Below are 18,669 nucleotides of genomic sequence, written 5' to 3'. Positions count from 1 at the left end.
CGCCCGTCGAAGCAGGAACCCGCCGAGGTGATTCAGACATCAGTCTGAACGCAGTAGGGATCCACGTCCTTTAGGGCGTGGAGGATGTCAAAGCAAATAGAGTTTGACTGATGTCTCAAAAAAACTATTGGAACAATGAAATAATAATAAAAATATATAACCTACGTCATAAAACACAGTAAAACTATTTACTTCTTTCTGCTTTTTCTACTGTGAATACAGGGCAGAGCCTTCTCAATAAATAATATACATGGGGATAGACCATGAGCTTATCGTTTAAATTATCTGCATGCGCACTGACAGTGACTTTAGCAATGGCGCCTGTGATGTCTCAGGCATGGGAAAAAGATAAAACTTACCAAATTACCATCCTACATACTAATGATCATCACGGTCACTTTTGGCACAATGATCATGGCGAGTACGGTTTAGCTGCTCAAAAAACCGTCGTTGACAATATTCGCGATGAAGTCGCTAAAAATGGCGGTAGCGTATTGCTTCTGTCTGGTGGTGATATTAATACGGGGGTTCCTGAATCTGATTTACAAGATGCAGAGCCTGATTTTAAAGGGATGAATCTTGTCGGTTATGACGCTATGGCGCTGGGTAACCATGAGTTTGATAATCCACTGGAAGTGCTACGCCAACAAGAAAAATGGGCTACTTTCCCCTTCCTATCTGCGAATATTTATCAAAAAAGTACCGGTGAACGTTTATTTAAACCTTATACTATTTTTGATAAGCAAGGAGTGAAAATCGCGGTATTAGGTTTAACTACCGATGATACGGTGCGTATTGGTAATCCTGCTAACTTCCCTGATACTGAGTTCCGTAAACCGGCAGATGAAGCGAAAAAAGTCGTTGAAGAATTACGTACCACAGAAAAACCCGATATTATTATCGCTGCTACCCATATGGGGCATTATGACGATGGTAGTCATGGCTCTAATGCACCAGGTGATGTTGAAATGGCGCGTGCTTTGCCGAAAGGCTATTTAGATATGATTGTCGGTGGACACTCACAAGATCCGGTTTGTATGTCTCAAGAGAATAAAAATTACAAACAAGCAGATTATGTTCCCGGCACGCCTTGCGCTCCAGATAATCAAAATGGCACATGGATTGTTCAAGCCCATGAATGGGGTAAATATGTAGGTCGCGCTGATTTTGAGTTCCGTAATGGCGAGTTCACATTAAAACACTATCAGTTAATTCCAATTAACTTAAATAAGAAAGTGAAAAAAGAAGACGGAACCACTGAGCGAGTTTACTACACAGAGGAGATCCCTCATAACCCTGAAATGATGAAATTACTGACCCCTTATCAAGAGAAAGGTGGTGAGCAATTGAATGTGAAAGTCGGGGAAGTGGTTGGTAAATTAGAAGGCGATCGTAGCAAAGTTCGTTTTGAACAAACGAATATGGCGCGTTTACTGTTATCTGCTCAGGCGGAGCGTGCGAATGCTGATTTTGCCATTATGAGTGGTGGTGGTGTACGTGATTCGATTGAATCTGGCGATATTACTTATAAAGATGTATTAAAAGTACAACCCTTTGCTAACGAACTCGTCTATGTTGATTTCAAAGGTGAAGAAGTTGAACCTTACCTATCCGCAGTTGCTTGCATGAAAGTAGACTCAGGCGCTTATGCACAATTTTACAATGTAAGTTTAACCGTAGATGCAGATTGTAAAGTGAGTGATGTAAAAATTGCGGGCAAACCATTAGATAAAACTAAAAATTATCGTATGGCGACATTAAACTTTAACGGTATTGGTGGTGATGGTTATCCTAAGATTGATTCACACCCAGGATATGTCAATACCGGCTTTGTTGATGCAGAAGTGCTAAAAGGTTATATCGAAAAACACTCACCACTAAAAGCGGCTGATTTTGAACCGCAAGGCGAGATTGTGTATAAAAAATAGTATTTATTGAAAACATACAATAGATAATTCCCAAAAGGCGGCAGAGGATGTCGCCTTTTGTTATTTTATTTCTTATTGGCAGCTTGGTTGATATAAAAGCCTAAAATAAGCAATCAGTTACTCTTAATCCTCTTTACGGATCAGGGCAAATTGTGCACCTAATACTGAACATAAGTCTTCAGCCGCTAGTTCAATATCCAGCTCTCGCTTACCTCCTGAGACATAGATAGTGTCAAACTTAAGTGCTTGATCATCAATCACCGTGGGAAGGCGCTTTTTTTGTCCTAATGGGCTTATACCGCCGACTAAATAACCTGTTACTTTTTGTGCTATTTGAGGATCGGCCATTTCTGCTTTTTTAGCTTTAAGGCATTTGGCGACTCGTTTTAAGTCAAGTTGACTTGATACTGGGGTGACCGCAACGGCTAGGTTTTTAGCATCACCATTTAACGCAACAAGAAGCGTTTTAAACACTTGACGGTTATCTAGTCCTAACTTTTCAACGGCTTCATCACCAAAGTTATGTACATTCGCATCATGTTCATAAGGGTGAAGAGTAAATTTAATTTTTTGTTTTTCCAGTAAATTCACTGCGGGAGTCATAATTATTCCTACTCAATAAGGTGAGAGCAATGGTGAACGTGATCTTGTTATGCTTGATAAGTTAATCGATCAACTAAATTATCTTCACCAAATAAGTGAAGCGCACCGACGGTGACAACATAGTGGCCTGCTGGAAGATTAGAAAGCGTTGTTGCCCAGACTTGATTGCGCTTTTCCATTAAAATATCAAATACCGCTTTGCTAAAAGTATTTGGCAAAGGAGAAGGGTGCTTTTCACTGGTATAATTTAACCACCAATTGATCATAATTTGCAATGCCCGGGCGTTTTCATGCCAATTTTTTAGCGTATCTTCGAGTAATTGTGCGCCGTCTTGTGGAAAATCTAATAATAATGCGACCTGACGCTCAATACCTTCTAGCTCTATAATCGCTTTTCGTTGTTTATTGGCTTGTTGGATAACTTGATAATCAATGCCGTGCTGTGGTTGTAATCCAAGTTGCATCGCTTGGGTTGATTGTAATATCAGCGCGATTTGCCACAGTGGTTTATCATCAATTTGGTAATGTGGAATAGAAAGAAGATCACAATGGCTGATAATAGTGGCAAGTTGTGTTTCATTTACTCGTTGTTCTAATGGCTCTCGCAATAACGATAGTTGATCAAAGGGCTGAGTTTCGGTTGAAATATCCGCTTCGACAATAACCGCATCCGCTGTTGCTATTTTATTAATCAGCACATTGGATAATGGTGACATCGTTGGCACGCCCATATGGATACTACCAACAAGATGTAAAGAGACATGATTAGGGAGTGAAATATCAATAGCAGGATAGGGGTAATAAGATGTTTTCTGTATACCGATCCATTTCTTGATTTTCTGTATTATATCCTTCATTTGATACGCTCCTCATGGGATAAACCACAAGGTTGTAGCATAACGGATTTTGTATTGAATAAAACAAGGAAAACTGAGTTTTACCTAGCTTTCCTTATCTTTACCGCTATATTTATAAATTTATATTACCAACTAATACCGATCCCCCCCGCAGAGACCCAATTGTTAGCGTCATTCCAAGCGGTTGAGGCTTTAACTTTAACATTTTCGTTGATACGGTATTGCATTCCCCATGCAAATGCTGTGGCATTACGATAATTACCGATACCCATTGCGGTGCTAAAGGTTGCTGCATCATTAAAGGGTAAATTACTCATCGCTGCAACAGAGGCAATTCCTTGATTAGCGCGCTTTTCAACTTTATAGAAACGATTATTGGTTTCATTTTTAAAATGGCTAAGATCATTTCTAATGGCATTAATATTATCTGTGTTTAACTTATTTCCTGCATATAAAGAGCCAAGATGACCTACTAAACTTTTAGATTGTTCATTAACATCGAAATCATTAGCTAGGTATTGCTTTACATATTTTTTATTTTCGTCAGCAGTTTGTTTAACTTGATTAATATTTTCTCTATTTGTTTGTATATCTTCTTTATTTGTTTGTATATCTTCTTTATTTTTTTCTACAATACTTTCTACTTTAGTAATACCTTCTCTATTAACAGCTATATTACCTTCATTTTTTTTCACATCACTTTCTACTTTAGTAATTTTATTATCCTGTAAAGTTAACGTTTCAGTAGTTATTTGTTGTTGATTCGCTATAGCTCCAACTTCATTATCTATTTTTCCTGATAATAAAACATATGCATTAGCAATATCAACTCGTGTTACTGGTTGCGATAATCGCTTAGTAATCATTTGGATTTCAGTTAATGGTTCTGCTGTTTCTAGATCTTGATTTGCAACAATAGTAAAAGAGGTACCTTTTTCTATACTTTCGTCAACAATATTTTTAAAATCTTGTATCTGATGTAATAATGCCATCTGTGTTAGTCTTATCTCACTAGTATTTTCATCCTCACTAGTATTTTCATCGTTCATTGTTTCTAAAAAGTCTGCTTCTAGATTTTCTAAATAAGAAGACATAGTACGAGCGATATCCTTTTTACTTTTATCCACTAACATACTTCCATCTTCATCAGAATCAACATCTATTGCTTTAGATATATGATCAAAAAAAGGTTTAGAAAGGCTGACTACAGTATTTTCAGATGATGTAGATGTAGAAGGTCTAGAAATAGAAATAAAGGCTGAAATGTATCCACCTATCAAATTATTATGATCATCGGTTGCATGATCAGTCATGTCAAGGTATGTTTTAATTGCTTTAATTGTTTTAATTGGATTAGCATCTGTATTTGGAAATTGTGTCCTATATCCTGATGTATTACCTATTGTTGGTGCGCCATAACCTATTAATGGTGGTTGTGGTAGATGAGTTGTTGATGTTGGGGGAATACCTACACTTGATTCTACCATAGAACCATTTCCTAATTGTGAAGGGTTACCTGTTGGTAATGGGCTTGGGCTAATTACTGGTGGGCTAAAAGTCATAGATGGAGATAGATTATCCATTGGTGATAGGCTATCCGTATTAGAAAAAACATTTGCAGAATAAATTAAAGATAAAGAAATAAGAAATAATTTATTATAATTCATTAAAAAGTCCTTATAAAAATATAAAGTATAAAAATAAGTGGCTTATTTTATAAAATGATTTTTTAATCACTATAAATAAAACGCCTTTTAATTTTTATTAATGAATATATTTATAAATAATAAAATATAATGAAATATTGATAATAAATTGCTATTCTACCGTTAAGAGGGCGGAGTGATGACTCTCTTGTATAATGAAAAATTCCTCTTTGACTGGCCGATAGCAATATCGGCTTTTTTTTAACTTATTGAAATGATGATAATTCTCTCTGGATAATAAAAAAGCCTCTTGTATCTAAAGATAGAAGAGGCTGTATTTAACTGATTAATTGTGACTATTTTTTCGGTTTAAAACGTAATAATCGGTTGGCATTACTGACGACAGTGATTGATGATAAGGCCATCGCGGCACCAGCAACCACAGGGTTTAATAATGTACCGGTAAAAGGATATAAGATACCGGCAGCAATAGGAATGCCTAAACTGTTATATATAAATGCACCAAACAAGTTTTGTTTCATATTGCGCAGTGTGCCTTTTGAGATCTCAACCGCATCAGCAACACCATGTAAGCTATGGCGCATTAAGGTAATGGCCGCGGTTTCAATGGCGATATCACTGCCACCGCCCATCGCAATACCAACGTCTGCTTTAGCCAGTGCTGGGGCATCGTTAATACCATCCCCAATCATTGCTACGCGACGACCTTCTGCCTGTAGTTGACTAATCGCTTGCGCTTTACCTTCTGGCATAACGCCTGCAATCACTTGATCAATACCCGCTTCTTTAGCTATCGCATTGGCTGTAATAGGGTTATCTCCAGTTAACATGACCAAACGATAACCTTGATGATGTAGACGCTGTAATGCACTAACGGTATCTTCTCGTAGTGGATCACGAATAGAAAGTAGGGCCGCTATTTTCCCATTTTGTGCCAATAAGACGGGGGTTACCCCTTTCGCTGATTGGTTTTCTATTAAGGCGTTTATCTCACTTATATCAATGCCAGATTCTTTCATTAGTTTAGGATTACCTAACAGCACAATATTGCCGTCAATTTCACCACTTAACCCCATACCTGCAAGAGTTCTAAATTGGCTTATTTGCGGTAATTTAATACCTTCAGCTTTGGTTAAAATCGCTTTTGCTAATGGATGATTAGAGCCACTTTCTAGTGCGCCTGCTAATGCTAGCGCTTGAGTTTCACTTATCTGATTGAATGTGTGGATCTCAGTTACTTGTGGCATGCCTTCAGTTAAGGTACCTGTTTTATCAAAAACTAAGGTATCTAATTGGCTTGCTTGTTGTAATGCATCCGCATCACGCACTAATACGCCATATTCTGCGGCACGTCCCACACCTGAAATGATCGACATGGGGGTCGCTAATCCTAGAGCACAAGGACAAGCGATAATTAATACCGTTGTGATAATGACGAGTGCATAAGTAATCTGTGGTGAAGGACCAAAAAAGTACCAAATAGCCCCTGCAATTAACGCAATAACGACGACGATAGGAACAAATACACTGGAAATTTTATCTGCTAATTGACCTATTTCGGGTTTACTGCTTTGTGCTTGACGTACCAGTTTGATAATTCTGGCAAGGGTAGTTTGACTGCCTACTGCTGCAGCTTTAAACAGCACTGAGCCATCTTGCACGGTAGTACCTGCATGAATAGTATCACCAAGGCTTTTTTGTTGTGGAATTGGCTCACCAGTTAACATTGCCTCATCCATCCACACTTCACCTTGGGTTATTTCACCATCAACGGGAACTTTATCACCGGTTGCTAAACGCAAGATCATACCTTGTTTCACATCCGCTAATGGCATTTCAACTTCGCCATTATCTGTTACTACTCTTGCTGTTGGTGGTGTTAAGTCTAATAGACGCTCTAATGCTTTAGAAGAGCGCTGACGGGCTCTTTGTTCAAGCATATGACCAAGGTTTATCAAACCAATGATCATCGCACTGGCTTCGTAATAGAGATGTCTTGCTTGGGCAGGAAACACCTCAGGCCATAAGTTAACACTAATTGAATAGAGCCAAGCCGCCCCTGTACCTAACGCAACGAGCGTGTCCATGGTGGCACTGCCGTTTTTTAGGCTTTGCCACGCATTACGATAAAAGTGCCCACCTGCAGCTATCATCACAACAAGTGTAATAATACCGATAGTTAACCAGATATTATGGTTAGCTTCCGTTAACATCATATTATCGCCGATCATTCCCCATACCATTACAGGAATACCAACGACTAAGGCTAAGGCTGCTTGCCAGCGAAAACGCTTCATATTAGCGACAGCGACTTCTTGTTGACGCTCTCTGCGTTTTACATCATCTTGAATAATTTCTGCCCCATAGCCTGCTTTTTCGACCGCATTAATCAGGTCATCATGATTAACATGACCCGTTACAAGTGCGCTACGTTCAGCCAAATTAACACGTGCATTTTCAACACTGGAAACACTTTGTAAGGCTTTTTGTACTTTGCTAACACAGCTCGCACAAGTCATACCGTCGATTAATAGCTGAGTGCTATCATCATCGATACTGATATCAGCATTATTATTATCAAGGATGGCTTCTTCTGCTGGAATATCACAAATCGCCGCTGACGATGCTTCCAGTGGTGCATCCGTTTGCGTCAGCGGCTCAGTTTTTGGGTGGTTGGCTCCTGCTAATTTTGCATCATAACCAGCATCTTGAATGGCTGCGATCACACGCTCTGTGTTTGCCGTACCTGTTACTGTGGCATGAGTTAATTCCACTTGTGCACTTTCTACCCCATCAGTTCCTTCAAGAGCTTTCTTCACTGAATTAATACAATGACCACAATTTAAGCCTGATAAAGTCAGTTCAATCGTTTTTGGTTTATTTTCTTCTTCGTTTGCTAATGAGGCTTCAAAACCTTCAGCAACAACGGCGGCAATTAAATCTTTTGCGTTTGCTGTACCAAAAATTTCAGCCGATGTTTTGTCTACATTGACCGCAACAACACCGTCAACGGCTAACAACGCGTTTTCTGTTTTACCAACGCATTTCATACAGTTAAGTCCACTCAAATTTAGTTTTACATCAGCTTGAGTGGCTAGATGAGCTTCATATCCGGCTTCTTCAATGGTTTTGATTAAGCTTTCAACAGTTGCGTCGCTGTCAATTTTAGCGTATTGAATAGTCACCGTGGACTGTTCTATATCATTGCGGGCATCAAGTGATTTTTTTACACTGTTAACACAGTGGGAGCATGAAAGCCCTTGTAGTGCGAGTAGCGTAGTTTTTGCCATGGTCAATATCTCCAAATAAAAAGCGATTACCTCTATTATGGCGTAATATGGGATAACTTGCTTTCTTGAAAAGGTTTTTTCTTATCTGAGATAAAGGCTAAACCTTTCCGCAAGGGGAAGGTCAAGGGGGAATTTTGAATATTAGTGAAATCGCAACCAAAACCGGTTTGACGACAAAAGCAATCCGTTTTTATGAGGAAAAAGATCTGATAACCCCACCTCATCGGGGTGAAAATGGCTATCGATACTATTTACCACAACATATCGAAGAATTAACACTGTTAAAGCAAGCTCGTGAAGTCGGGTTTAGTTTAGAAGAGTGTCGTTCATTGCTGATGTTATTACGTAATCCCTCACGTCACAGTGCTGATGTGAAAGAGGCAACCTTAAAGAAAGTGGCTGAGATAGAGAAAACCATTAACGAATTAAATGCTATTCGTCAACGGCTTCTCTTATTAGCAAATGAATGCCCTGGCGATGATGGGGCGGAATGCCCAATCATCAATCATCTTTCTGGTTGTTGTCATCATCAATAACAGCAGCATGCTGTATTGATGATGCCGAGCGAGTGGTGGGAGAAAATGAGGTGACGTGCAAGGTGATACCATCAATAGCAATCACTTTGACTGTATCACCTGCTTTTAATGGCGTGTCAGAATAGACTCGCCAACTCCCATCAGCAAGCTTTATGCGACTAAAACCATTTTCAGTATCCGATAACAAAACTGCTTTTATACCAATAAGTTGGTGACTTTTTTGGTTTAGGTTTTCTGCTTCTTTGGATAACTTTTTGCGTTTAAGCCAGATACGCCAAAGGATCGCACTAATAACGGTGAGTAATGCAAATAGAATACCTTGAATGGGCCAACCAATAGGTAAGATCCATGCGATTAATGCAACACATAATGCGGCCATACCAGACCATAGTAAGTAGCCTGCAGTGCCTAGCATTTCGGCGATTAATAGTAAGACACCAAGACAAAGCCAGAAAAGTGCTGGCTGAGCACTAATCCATTCAATCATAATTAATTGCTCTTGTTACCTGAGTCACTTTTTTTGGTATTTAATAATTCTGAAATACCACCAATTGCACCCATTAAGTTACTGGCTTCTAATGGCATCATTACAACTTTGCTGTTATCGGCAGAACCAATTTGTGACAGGGCATCGGTATACTTTTGTGCAATAAAGTAGTTAATGGCTTGCATATCCCCTTTAGCGATAGCTTCTGATACCATTTGCGTCGCTTTTGCTTCCGCTTCTGCTGCACGCTCACGGGCTTCGGCTTGTAAGAAAGCAGACTGACGTTCACCTTCTGCTTTTAAGATTTGCCCTTGTTTTTCACCTTCCGCTTTTAAGATTGCCGCTTGACGGATACCTTCTGCTTCTAGAATATCAGCACGCTTAGTACGCTCAGCTTTCATCTGCGCATTCATGGCAGAAATTAGCTCTTGTGGTGGGCGCACATCACGAATTTCAATACGGGTAATTTTAATACCCCATGGGTTAGTTGCATCATCAACAATCAGTAATAAACGGCTATTGATCTGATCACGTTGTGAAAGAATTTCATCCAGTTCCATAGAGCCTAACACAGTACGGATATTGGTTAGCGTTAGATTGATGATTGCAAGCTCTAGGTTATTCACCTCATAAGCAGCTTTTACTGGATCGATAACTTGAATAAAGCAGACCGCATCAATACTGACATTGGCGTTATCACGAGAAATCACTTCCTGAGAAGGGATATCTAATACTTGTTCCATCATATTAATACGACGACCAATACGGTCAATAAATGGAATAAGGAGTTGAAGGCCTGGAGCAAGGGTACGTGTATAACGTCCAAAACGCTCGACAGTCCACTGATAACCTTGTGGAACGGTTTTTACACCACTTAAAACTAAAATAATGGCAAATAAGATAATAATACCAATAACTATTTCCATGTATCTGTCCTTAGCCTGCTTTAATAAATAAAATGAATATTAATAAAGTAAAGAATACACCATTCGGCGATATTTAGATGCTAGATTATCATTAGTCCCTAAAGCAGATAAAATATCCATCAGGGTTTTCTTAACTTGTCCTTCACCGGCATTAAGATCTTTTTTCAGAAAATTAAATAGCAATTCAAGGGCTTCATCATTACGTGCCACTTCATGCAGTTTTAACGCCAGTTGAATAGCGAGTTCAGTATTGTCAGGTTGCTGATTAAAATTATCTTGTAATTGCTGAATTTCAGGTGTGTCGGCAGCTTGTTTTTGCAGTTCAATTTGAGCTAATAAACTATGATAATAGCTATCTTGATCTTGCAATGGAATTGCGGCTAATAATTCTTCTGCTTCATTATGTTTATTTAATGAAATTAAAGCACCTGCGAGGGCTAAGGTAATTTCACTGTTTTTAGGATCAATTTGGTGTGCTTCTTTTAACAGTGGTAATGCTTCGTCTGCTTTACCTTCTGCTAATAGTGCTGAAGCTTGCGCTGCTTTTAATTCTTCTGGTTTAGGTAAGATATTGGCAAGGATTTGGCGAATAGCTTCTTCAGGTTGTGGGCCTTGGAACCCATCGACAGGACGACCTTCTTGCAATATATAAACAGTTGGGATCGCACGTAGACCAAATTGCGAGGCAATCATCTGTTCAACATCACAATCTAATTTAGCTAATACAAACTGATCAGCAAATTCAGCCGCTAATTTATCCAACGTTGCCCCAAGCTCTGCACAATGAGGACTACGCTCTGAATAGAAGTACATCATGACCGGTTTTGTCATCGATTGTTCTATAACTTGCTGAATATTCGATTCATTTACATCAACAATATGTGCAGTTGCTAACATTAACTTATCCCTTTTTGAGAGTTTTAAATATAAATGCTGTTTATTACGCTATTTCATTAATAAATAAGGATGAATTTTGCAAAAATCAAGCCTTGTTACTTTGGCCGTTTAAGATCCTATCCATAAGTCTATCAGGGAGGAGTCGTTTTAACACTTTGACGGCATAAGTGAGTAAGGTCACAGGATAACGTAACTTAGGTCTTGGACTTTCTAAAGCATGGATTAGTTTTTTCACTACATCATCAGGTGTTAATGTGAAACGACTCGCAATCCCCGGATTTTTTACCGGTTTATCTTGTTGGGCTTGATTAACATTTTCAGTAAAGCGTGTTTTTATTGGACCCGGCTCAATTAAACTGACTTTTATCCCCGTAGAGGCAAGTTCCATTCTTAATGCATCAGACCAAGCTTCAACGGCATATTTACTCGCCGCATAAGCGCCTCGGCCGGGAGTAGAAATTAATCCCATTACCGAACTCGTCTGAATAATACGTCCTTCGCCATGAGGTAACATCGCCGGCAGTAACCCCATAGTAAGCTGATGTAAGCCAAAGAAATTAGTGGAAAATTGTTTTTCCATTTGCTGGCGACTAATCGCATTTAATGGACCATAAACCCCAAAACCACCATTATTAAATAATCCATATAAACGCCCATTAGTAAGGCGAATTACTTCTAATATGGCTTTTTCGATACTTTCTGCATCATCGAGATCAAGAAAAATAGGCTCAAACCCCAATGTTTCCATATGGTTAAGATCATCTTCTTTGCGACAAGCAGCCAGTACTCGATATCCTTTTTGCTTGAGTGTTTTTGCCGCACACAGTCCAATCCCACTAGAACTTCCTGTAATCAATACCGTTTTTTGCATAATTTTACAATTAATCTCATTTAATCTAGGTTAACTACTGTCACAATAGTTTAACGTGTTAGGTAAGGGGATAGGGTTTTATCCATCCATTGAGCAATAAAAGGCTGAGCCGCTTCATTTGGGTGAATGCTGTCGTTTTGCATCCACTCAGGTTTATCTGCTATTTGCTCCATATAAAATGGGATAAGCTCAAGAGCATTGTCTTTCGCCAATTGTGGGTAAATCGCAGAAAAAGATTGCGTATAGCGTTTACCATAATTAGGCGAAATCATAATTTGCATAAAGAGTGGCGTTGCTCCCGCTTCTTTTACTTGGGTAATGATGTTTTGCAACGCTTCTTTCGTTTGGGCTACAGGGTAGCCTTGTAAGCCATCATTTGCACCCAGTTCAATCAAAACCCAACGAGGTTGGTGCTGTTTTAATAAATCAGGGAGCCTATTTTGACCTTGAAATGCGGTTTCGCCACTGATGCTTGCATTCACGACATTTATTTCAGGATAAGTTAATTTCCACTTATCCGCGAGGCGTTGTGCCCATGCGCTTTCAATAGGAAGGCGATATCCGGCACTTAGGCTGTCACCAAAGATCAAAAAGGTATCAGCAGCGATAGACTTAAAGCTAAACATCATCATGACGATAAGGAAACAAGTATGTCGACGGAAAAGGTTCTTGAAGTTCATCAGTTAACCAAACAAGTAGGAGAAGGTGATAGTCAGATCTCTATATTGCAGGGTGTTGAGTTAGTTGTCGAGTCTGCACAGACAATTGCTTTAATTGGTGAGTCAGGATCGGGCAAATCTACACTTTTAGGTATTATTGCAGGATTAGATGATGGAGGCGCTGGTCGTGTGCAATTAATGGGACACGATCTGACCAAAATGAATGAAGAAGAGCGGGCAAAATTACGTGCACAACATGTCGGATTTGTTTTTCAATCTTTTATGCTAATTCCAACGTTAAATGCCTTAGAGAATGTGCAACTTCCTGCGTTATTAAAAGGTGAGTCAGAAAAACAGAGCCATACGCGAGCCGTTGATTTACTTAAACAATTGGGTTTGGGTGAGCGCTTGTATCATATGCCCGCACAACTTTCCGGTGGTGAGCAACAACGTGTTGCATTAGCAAGAGCTTTTTGTACCCAACCGGCGATCCTGTTTGCTGATGAGCCAACAGGTAATCTTGATCGAAAAACGGGAGATAAAATTGCCGATTTACTGTTTTCCCTTAATCGTGATTATGCCACAACATTAATTTTGGTCACCCACGATAATGAGCTTGCCGCTCGTTGTCAGCGAAGATTACGTCTTGTTGATGGGCAACTTAAGGAGGAGTCATGATCTGGCGTTGGTTTTGGCGTGAGTGGCGCTCGCCGGCTTTATTAATTGTTTGGCTCTCTTTAGCGCTGGCGGTGGCTTGTGTGCTGGCGTTAGGGCGTATTGGTGATCGCATTGATAAAAGTATTTATGCTCAAAGTCGTGATCTTATCGCCGGTGATTTAGTGCTACGCGCCTCGTATCCTGTTGATGAAAATTGGCTAGCTGAAGCTAAAAGAATGGGGCTAACACTCAGTCGTCAAATGCAATTTACCACCATGTCTTATGCCCCAGAAGGTGATACTCCTCAATTGGCGTTGGTAAAAGCCGCGGATAACTTATATCCACTCTATGGTGAGCTAGAAACTCAGCCCGCAGGGCTAAAAGCGGAGAAAGGCACGGCGTTAGTAGATGCAAGGTTACTGGCGCTTTTGGGTATCAAGGTTGGTGATAATATTGATGTCGGTGATGCCACTTTTACAATTAGCGGTGTATTAGTTCAAGAGCCTGACAGTGGTTTTAATCCTTTTCAAATTGCCCCGCGTATTTTAATTAATCTTGCTGATGTTGAAGCGACGGGTGCCGTTCAGCCGGGAAGCCGCTTAACTTACCGTTATATGTTTGCGGGTAATGAAGCATTAATTGATGAATACCAACAACGCTTTGATCCCTTATTAAAACCTGACCAGCGTTGGAATAGCTTAAAACAAGATAATGGTGCGCTATCTCAATCAATGGAGAGAGCAAAAAACTTTTTACTATTATCTGCATTATTAACACTATTATTGGCGATTTCTGCCGTCGCGGTTTCAATGACACATTATTGCCGTAGTCGACATACGCTAATTGCGGTATTAAAAACCTTAGGTGCCGATAATCATGCATTACGTAAATGGATTATAGGGCAGTGGGGGGTGATTATTGTTGCGGCTATCGTGGTCGGCTCACTGGTCGGTTGGGGCTTTGAATTAGTATTGTTGCAGATTTTAGCACCGGTATTACCAAAAAGTTTACCTGATGCGAGCTTTATGTCATGGCTATGGTCGGTTGGCTCTTTACTACTCATCGCGTTATTGACGGGGTTACGCCCTTATCATCAATTAATGTCAACGCAACCTTCCCGCGTGTTGAGAAGTGGTACTACGGCACCTAGTTGGCCACTACGTTATTATTTACCCATCGTTGCATTGATTGTTGTTGGCGCTTTAACTCTGTTTGCCGGAACGGGTGTTTTATTGTGGTCTATTTTATTAGGTATCGTCGTCATTGCTTTCTTGCTTGGCGTGATTGGTTGGCTTGGATTATGGCTTTTAAAGCAATTTAAATTTAAGCAATTGAGTGCCCGTTTAGCGGTGACACGTTTATTACGCCAGCCTTTCCAAACCATGACGCAATTAGCCGCTTTTTCATTATCCTTTATGCTATTGACGCTATTGGTTTTGCTGCAAGGGGATTTATTGGAAAAATGGCAACAGCAGTTACCTGAAGATAGTCCTAACTATTTTTTGATTAATATGTCAAAGCCTCAGGTACAGCAGATTAATAGATTATTAGCCACTTATCATGTGGCACCGACAGATGCTTATCCGGTTGTGTTAGCACGTTTAACAGCGATTAATGATCACAATGCGAAAGTGTGGGCAGATGCACGGGATGCGGGGAATAATACCGTACGAAGAGAGCTTAATTTAACGTGGCACAGTGAACTTCCTAAAGATAATGTTATTGTCGAAGGCTCATGGCCTCCCGTCGGTAATGGCGTTTCAATCGATCAGGGGGTTGCACAAAAGTTAGAAATAAAGCTGGGGGATGAGCTAACTTTTGTTGGTGATACTCGCGAGTTTAAATCTGTTGTCACCAGCATTCGCCATGTTGATTGGGAAAATATGCGACCAAATTTCTTCTTTATTTTCGCAGAAGAAGGGCTAAGCAATCAGCCTGAAAAATGGATGAGCAGTTTTTATTACAATGGTGATGGAAGTTTGATCACCGCATTAAATCGACAATTTTCTACGGTCAGTGTGCTAGATACGGGGGCATTAATTCAGCAAGTTCAGCAGATCTTACAGCAAGTCAGCCGAGCATTAGAAATTATGGTTGGATTAGTTATGCTGTGTGGGGCATTGCTATTAGTGGCACAAATTCAAGTCGGTATGACACAACGTCGTATCGAGTTGGTGGTTTATCGAACATTAGGCGCGAGTAAGTCACTATTAAGACGCACGCTTTGGGCGGAGTTTGCCTTATTAGGGTTAATGGCCGGTTTAGCAGCAGCGATAGGGGCTGAAGTTGCATTAGGGTTGTTGCAAAAATCGGTATTTAATTTCCCATGGCAACCACAATGGATGATGTGGATAGTTGTTCCCGCTCTTGCCGCCGTATTACTTTCACTTTGTGGTAGTATTTTAGGGGTTAGGCTATTACAAGATAAAGGCCAATATCGTCGTATTCAAGGGGAATAGTCGCCATTAGTTATCTAGTTATCATTAAATGAAGTGATACGTGATATTGAATTAAAAATGCTGATATTGAACGGATATCAGCATTTTTTTATCGGATGCTTATGGTGATACAGGCGATGATTTTTCAATATATACAGTTTGTGATGGGAAGGCGAAGTCAGCGCCATGTTGATGCACAATATCAATCATTTTTAAATAAACTTCTTGCTGCGCATCTAACCATTCTGCCCATACTGTGGTTTTGGTAAAACAGTACACCATAATATTTAATGATGAATCGGCGAATTGATTAAAATAGACCAATAAAGTTTGTTTGGTGTCGATTTTGTCGTTTTGTTGTAGCATTGTGCGGATATCTTCGACAATAACCCCAACTTTGTCCGAATCTTCATAGCGTAACCCTAATTCTGTTTCAATACGTCGATTGGTCATTCTGCCGGGGTTTTCAACACTAATGGAGGAAAATACTGAGTTTGGAATATATAACGGGCGATGATCAAAGGTCATTATCTTTGTGATACGCCAGCCAATCTCAACAACAGTTCCTTCGATATTGCGATCGGGTGAACGTACCCAATCACCAATGTTAAAAGGGCGATCAAAATAGAGCATAACACCTGAAAAAAGGTTACTCATAACGTCTTTACTTGCCATACCAATGGCAATACCGCCTAAGCCACCAAATGTCATTAAGCCCGATAAACTCATGCCAAAATGCTCACCGAACAGTAAGATCATGATGACAAGAAGAGTGATTTTAAATATACGCGAAATAATACGGGCTGAGGTGGGATCACTGCCTTTTTTAATTTGTGATTTTTCTAATAAATTAATGAGTAAGAAAAATTTTCTCATCAGGATTAATGCGATAGCAAGATAGCTAAAGAAATTAATCATCTGAAAAGAGATAAAGTGTAGTTTAAAATCTACCACCGCCATTTCACAGTATTGGCTTACAATAGCCACTAAACTACAAAGTAAAATAGCTTGGATGATGTGAATAATTATGTTTCTACGACGTTTTTTTTGTTTATCATGTAAAAAAGATATGGCAAGAAAGGCGATAAAACACGCCAAAGCTATGCCGATACCAATTGAGTATTTCATGATTAATTCTTCATTCATCTGCTCGATCTCTCCTCGCTAAAACCGCTTCTCTATAATATTGATTGGATTTCTAAACTAGATTTGCGGTTTTATTTTTATCTTGGCGCATTATGTTTTTCACTGGCATGTTGGAAGTTAGGATAAATTGGTGGGCGCATAAATAGTGTGATCACCAAAATAACTAAAACAGGGATAGTGAGAATTAAAAATGCAGGTGTGAAGCTGCCTGAAATATCCTTAATAGCCCCAGCAAAGAAGGGGGCTAAACAGGCCAATGTTGAGATCAGGTTCATCACCGAAAATAGTTCTAAATAAGGTGCGCGACCAAAATAGTTAGCCAGTAATACACTTGAGGCTAAGAAGGTCATACCATAACCAATCCCCACACAAAGGGTAAATAGCATTAGGTAGATCCAACTATTAGCCATACTCAGTGCTAATAGACCGATAATAATAATCGTTAAGCTGGCAATCAGTAATTTTTTTGGCTCTAACCATTCCCCAATCGCCCCACCGGCTAATCGTGAGAATGCATTGATAAAAGCCATGGTGCTCAGTAGCGTTGCAGCAATAGTTTCACTAAAACCATTTTCAATAATATGTGCAACTGCAAAACTATTTACTGTGATCCCGCACCATAGAAAAGCGGTGTAAGTGGCAGCAATGACATAAAATTGCCATGTTCGTAAAGCATGACGTGCGGTCCATATCGCTTTGGTTTGATAAATACGTTTGCTACTTTGTAATTGACTGATTTTTTTCGCATGCGCTTTTTCTGCTGAGCCTTCTCGTAATACTAAAATAGTCAGCAGGGTAATAATTGATAGAATAATAGCTGAAATAAGCCAATGCATACGCCATGTGTGCCAAAGGTGTGTGGCTAAAAAATAGATCCAAGGGCCTGCAACTCCTCCCAATCCACCAATAGTAAAATAGACACCAAAAGCAAAAGACTGTTTTTCAAATAGACGCGATAGCACGTAAGTGCCCGGTACGGTTGCTAATAGCGTAAAACCTACCCCAAGTAAGGCGGTACCAAGAAAGTAGCGTGTGATGGTATTGGTTTCATATAGAAAATAGAATCCACTGACAAAAATAATCAGTCCAATGAGGAGTGTGAAGCGGACGTTTAATTTACGGATAAGTAAAGTGGGTAAAAAGCTCGCAAGTCCACAGGTTAAGCCCAATAAAGTAAAACCAAGGCCAGCTTGTGTCCAGTTCCACTCTAGTTCAGCTATCATACTAGGTAGAACCACACCTAAAGAGGTAAATGTTGTTGCGGTAGCGAGAAAGTACACTAAACCTAGCAGTATCAGTATGCTCCACTGATAGATAGGACCAAAATTTTGTTGCGTGACTGGCATCCTGACTCCATAGAACGGGTGCAGTATCCTGAATGTTCAGGAAAAAATAGCGAATAACTGGCCTTGTATTCACAGGCCAGTACATTTAAAGGCTATTATTCTCTAACTTTCTGAGTCGGACTGCTAGCTTAATTTTTCTAGCGCCCATTTAATCGGATATTGATAGGCTTCATCGAGCAGGGGACTTAATGCACTTAAGGTCTTTTGCAGAGCTTGATGGTTATTATGTACTAAGTTGAGATGCCCTACTTTGCGGGCTGGACGCACTTCTTTTTCATACCAATGTAGATGAACTAAAGGTAATGATAGCCATTTGGTGTCGATCTCCGTTCCAATAAGATTAACCATTACCGCCGATTGG

15 protein-coding genes and 1 pseudogene are annotated in these 18,669 nt (G+C 39.8%); 4 read left to right on the top strand and 12 right to left on the bottom strand.

Features of this window, described 5'->3' with window-relative positions; translation table 11 throughout:
• Window positions 1-263 precede the first annotated feature (263 nt).
• Window positions 264-1,928, top strand: a complete 1,665-nt coding sequence (gene ushA, locus ACYUCW_RS16625; protein ID WP_163748305.1) for a bifunctional UDP-sugar hydrolase/5'-nucleotidase UshA — start codon at window positions 264-266, stop codon at window positions 1,926-1,928.
• 123 nt (window positions 1,929-2,051) lie between these two features.
• On the opposite strand, the gene ybaK is transcribed toward ushA, so the two are convergent.
• From ybaK to copA, 4 genes are all read right to left on the bottom strand, one after another.
• Complete coding sequence (gene ybaK, locus ACYUCW_RS16620) at window positions 2,052-2,531, bottom strand: Cys-tRNA(Pro)/Cys-tRNA(Cys) deacylase YbaK (RefSeq protein WP_460409067.1); 480 nt, start codon at window positions 2,529-2,531, stop codon at window positions 2,052-2,054.
• A gap of 47 nt (window positions 2,532-2,578) precedes the next feature.
• On the bottom strand, window positions 2,579-3,388 hold the full coding sequence (locus ACYUCW_RS16615) for a TraB/GumN family protein (protein WP_004250291.1): 810 nt from the start codon (window positions 3,386-3,388) through the stop codon (window positions 2,579-2,581).
• 125 nt (window positions 3,389-3,513) lie between these two features.
• Window positions 3,514-5,055: a YadA-like family protein gene (locus tag ACYUCW_RS16610; RefSeq protein ID WP_460409065.1), complete on the bottom strand. Its 1,542-nt coding sequence runs from the start codon at window positions 5,053-5,055 to the stop codon at window positions 3,514-3,516.
• Window positions 5,056-5,390: 335 nt separating this feature from the next.
• A complete protein-coding gene (gene copA / locus ACYUCW_RS16605) occupies window positions 5,391-8,345 on the bottom strand; it encodes a copper-exporting P-type ATPase CopA (RefSeq protein ID WP_460409063.1) in 2,955 nt (984 codons plus the stop codon).
• 134 nt (window positions 8,346-8,479) lie between these two features.
• Here copA and cueR point away from each other — a divergent pair, with 134 nt between their 5' ends.
• On the top strand, window positions 8,480-8,881 hold the full coding sequence (gene cueR, locus ACYUCW_RS16600; RefSeq protein ID WP_004244266.1) for a Cu(I)-responsive transcriptional regulator: 402 nt from the start codon (window positions 8,480-8,482) through the stop codon (window positions 8,879-8,881).
• Here the strand turns inward: cueR and ACYUCW_RS16595 are convergent.
• The 5 genes from ACYUCW_RS16595 to tesA form a co-directional block, all read right to left on the bottom strand.
• Window positions 8,847-9,368 (bottom strand): NfeD family protein, encoded by a 522-nt coding sequence (locus tag ACYUCW_RS16595; RefSeq protein WP_026090402.1) that lies wholly within the window; start codon window positions 9,366-9,368, stop codon window positions 8,847-8,849. The genes cueR and ACYUCW_RS16595 overlap by 35 nt on opposite strands.
• 2 nt (window positions 9,369-9,370) lie before the next feature.
• Window positions 9,371-10,294 carry an SPFH domain-containing protein gene (locus ACYUCW_RS16590; protein WP_004244263.1) on the bottom strand — a complete coding sequence of 308 codons (924 nt, stop codon included), beginning with the start codon at window positions 10,292-10,294 and terminating at the stop codon, window positions 9,371-9,373.
• 39 nt (window positions 10,295-10,333) lie between these two features.
• The gene (locus ACYUCW_RS16585; protein ID WP_004244262.1) at window positions 10,334-11,191 is read right to left on the bottom strand and encodes a co-chaperone YbbN; all 858 of its coding nucleotides are present in this window, start codon (window positions 11,189-11,191) and stop codon (window positions 10,334-10,336) included.
• An 85-nt stretch (window positions 11,192-11,276) separates the two neighbouring features.
• Complete coding sequence (locus tag ACYUCW_RS16580; protein WP_004244260.1) at window positions 11,277-12,062, bottom strand: SDR family oxidoreductase; 786 nt, start codon at window positions 12,060-12,062, stop codon at window positions 11,277-11,279.
• A 50-nt stretch (window positions 12,063-12,112) separates the two neighbouring features.
• Window positions 12,113-12,742 carry a multifunctional acyl-CoA thioesterase I/protease I/lysophospholipase L1 gene (gene tesA / locus ACYUCW_RS16575; protein WP_012368271.1) on the bottom strand — a complete coding sequence of 210 codons (630 nt, stop codon included), beginning with the start codon at window positions 12,740-12,742 and terminating at the stop codon, window positions 12,113-12,115.
• On the opposite strand from tesA, the gene ybbA reads away from it, so the two are divergent.
• Window positions 12,713-13,399: a putative ABC transporter ATP-binding protein YbbA gene (ybbA, locus tag ACYUCW_RS16570; RefSeq protein ID WP_004250296.1), complete on the top strand. Its 687-nt coding sequence runs from the start codon at window positions 12,713-12,715 to the stop codon at window positions 13,397-13,399. The genes tesA and ybbA overlap by 30 nt on opposite strands.
• Entirely contained in the window at window positions 13,396-15,837 is a 2,442-nt protein-coding gene (gene ybbP / locus ACYUCW_RS16565) for a putative ABC transporter permease subunit YbbP (RefSeq protein ID WP_460409059.1), read from the top strand. Before ybbA ends, ybbP begins: the two co-directional genes overlap by 4 nt.
• 99 nt (window positions 15,838-15,936) lie before the next feature.
• On the opposite strand, the gene ACYUCW_RS16560 is transcribed toward ybbP, so the two are convergent.
• The 3 genes and pseudogenes from ACYUCW_RS16560 to ACYUCW_RS16550 all read right to left on the bottom strand — a co-directional run.
• A complete protein-coding gene (locus ACYUCW_RS16560; protein ID WP_004244256.1) occupies window positions 15,937-16,962 on the bottom strand; it encodes a mechanosensitive ion channel family protein in 1,026 nt (341 codons plus the stop codon).
• Window positions 16,963-17,039: 77 nt separating this feature from the next.
• On the bottom strand, window positions 17,040-18,308 hold the full coding sequence (locus ACYUCW_RS16555; RefSeq protein ID WP_004244255.1) for an MFS transporter: 1,269 nt from the start codon (window positions 18,306-18,308) through the stop codon (window positions 17,040-17,042).
• Window positions 18,309-18,431: 123 nt separating this feature from the next.
• Window positions 18,432-18,669, bottom strand: a pseudogene (locus ACYUCW_RS16550) (5-(carboxyamino)imidazole ribonucleotide synthase); the annotation flags it as partial.

The sequence above is a fragment of the Proteus sp. MB838 genome (genome assembly GCF_054767435.1).
The sequence above is the reverse complement of the archived record's forward strand: the minus strand, read 5'-3'. Positions and strand labels throughout refer to the sequence as shown.

What these genes read in the sequence shown, in the direction of transcription:
- ushA (WP_163748305.1), top strand. Translation starts at nt 264, where the DNA reads ATGAGCTTATCGTTTAAATTATCTGCATGCGCACTGACAGTGACTTTA.
- ybaK (WP_460409067.1), bottom strand. Translation starts at nt 2,531, where the DNA reads ATGACTCCCGCAGTGAATTTACTGGAAAAACAAAAAATTAAATTTACT.
- ACYUCW_RS16615 (WP_004250291.1), bottom strand. Translation starts at nt 3,388, where the DNA reads ATGAAGGATATAATACAGAAAATCAAGAAATGGATCGGTATACAGAAA.
- ACYUCW_RS16610 (WP_460409065.1), bottom strand. Translation starts at nt 5,055, where the DNA reads ATGAATTATAATAAATTATTTCTTATTTCTTTATCTTTAATTTATTCT.
- copA (WP_460409063.1), bottom strand. Translation starts at nt 8,345, where the DNA reads ATGGCAAAAACTACGCTACTCGCACTACAAGGGCTTTCATGCTCCCAC.
- ACYUCW_RS16595 (WP_026090402.1), bottom strand. Translation starts at nt 9,368, where the DNA reads ATGATTGAATGGATTAGTGCTCAGCCAGCACTTTTCTGGCTTTGTCTT.
- ACYUCW_RS16590 (WP_004244263.1), bottom strand. Translation starts at nt 10,294, where the DNA reads ATGGAAATAGTTATTGGTATTATTATCTTATTTGCCATTATTTTAGTT.
- ACYUCW_RS16585 (WP_004244262.1), bottom strand. Translation starts at nt 11,191, where the DNA reads ATGTTAGCAACTGCACATATTGTTGATGTAAATGAATCGAATATTCAG.
- ACYUCW_RS16580 (WP_004244260.1), bottom strand. Translation starts at nt 12,062, where the DNA reads ATGCAAAAAACGGTATTGATTACAGGAAGTTCTAGTGGGATTGGACTG.
- ybbA (WP_004250296.1), top strand. Translation starts at nt 12,713, where the DNA reads ATGTCGACGGAAAAGGTTCTTGAAGTTCATCAGTTAACCAAACAAGTA.
- tesA (WP_012368271.1), bottom strand. Translation starts at nt 12,742, where the DNA reads ATGAACTTCAAGAACCTTTTCCGTCGACATACTTGTTTCCTTATCGTC.
- ybbP (WP_460409059.1), top strand. Translation starts at nt 13,396, where the DNA reads ATGATCTGGCGTTGGTTTTGGCGTGAGTGGCGCTCGCCGGCTTTATTA.
- ACYUCW_RS16560 (WP_004244256.1), bottom strand. Translation starts at nt 16,962, where the DNA reads ATGAATGAAGAATTAATCATGAAATACTCAATTGGTATCGGCATAGCT.
- ACYUCW_RS16555 (WP_004244255.1), bottom strand. Translation starts at nt 18,308, where the DNA reads ATGCCAGTCACGCAACAAAATTTTGGTCCTATCTATCAGTGGAGCATA.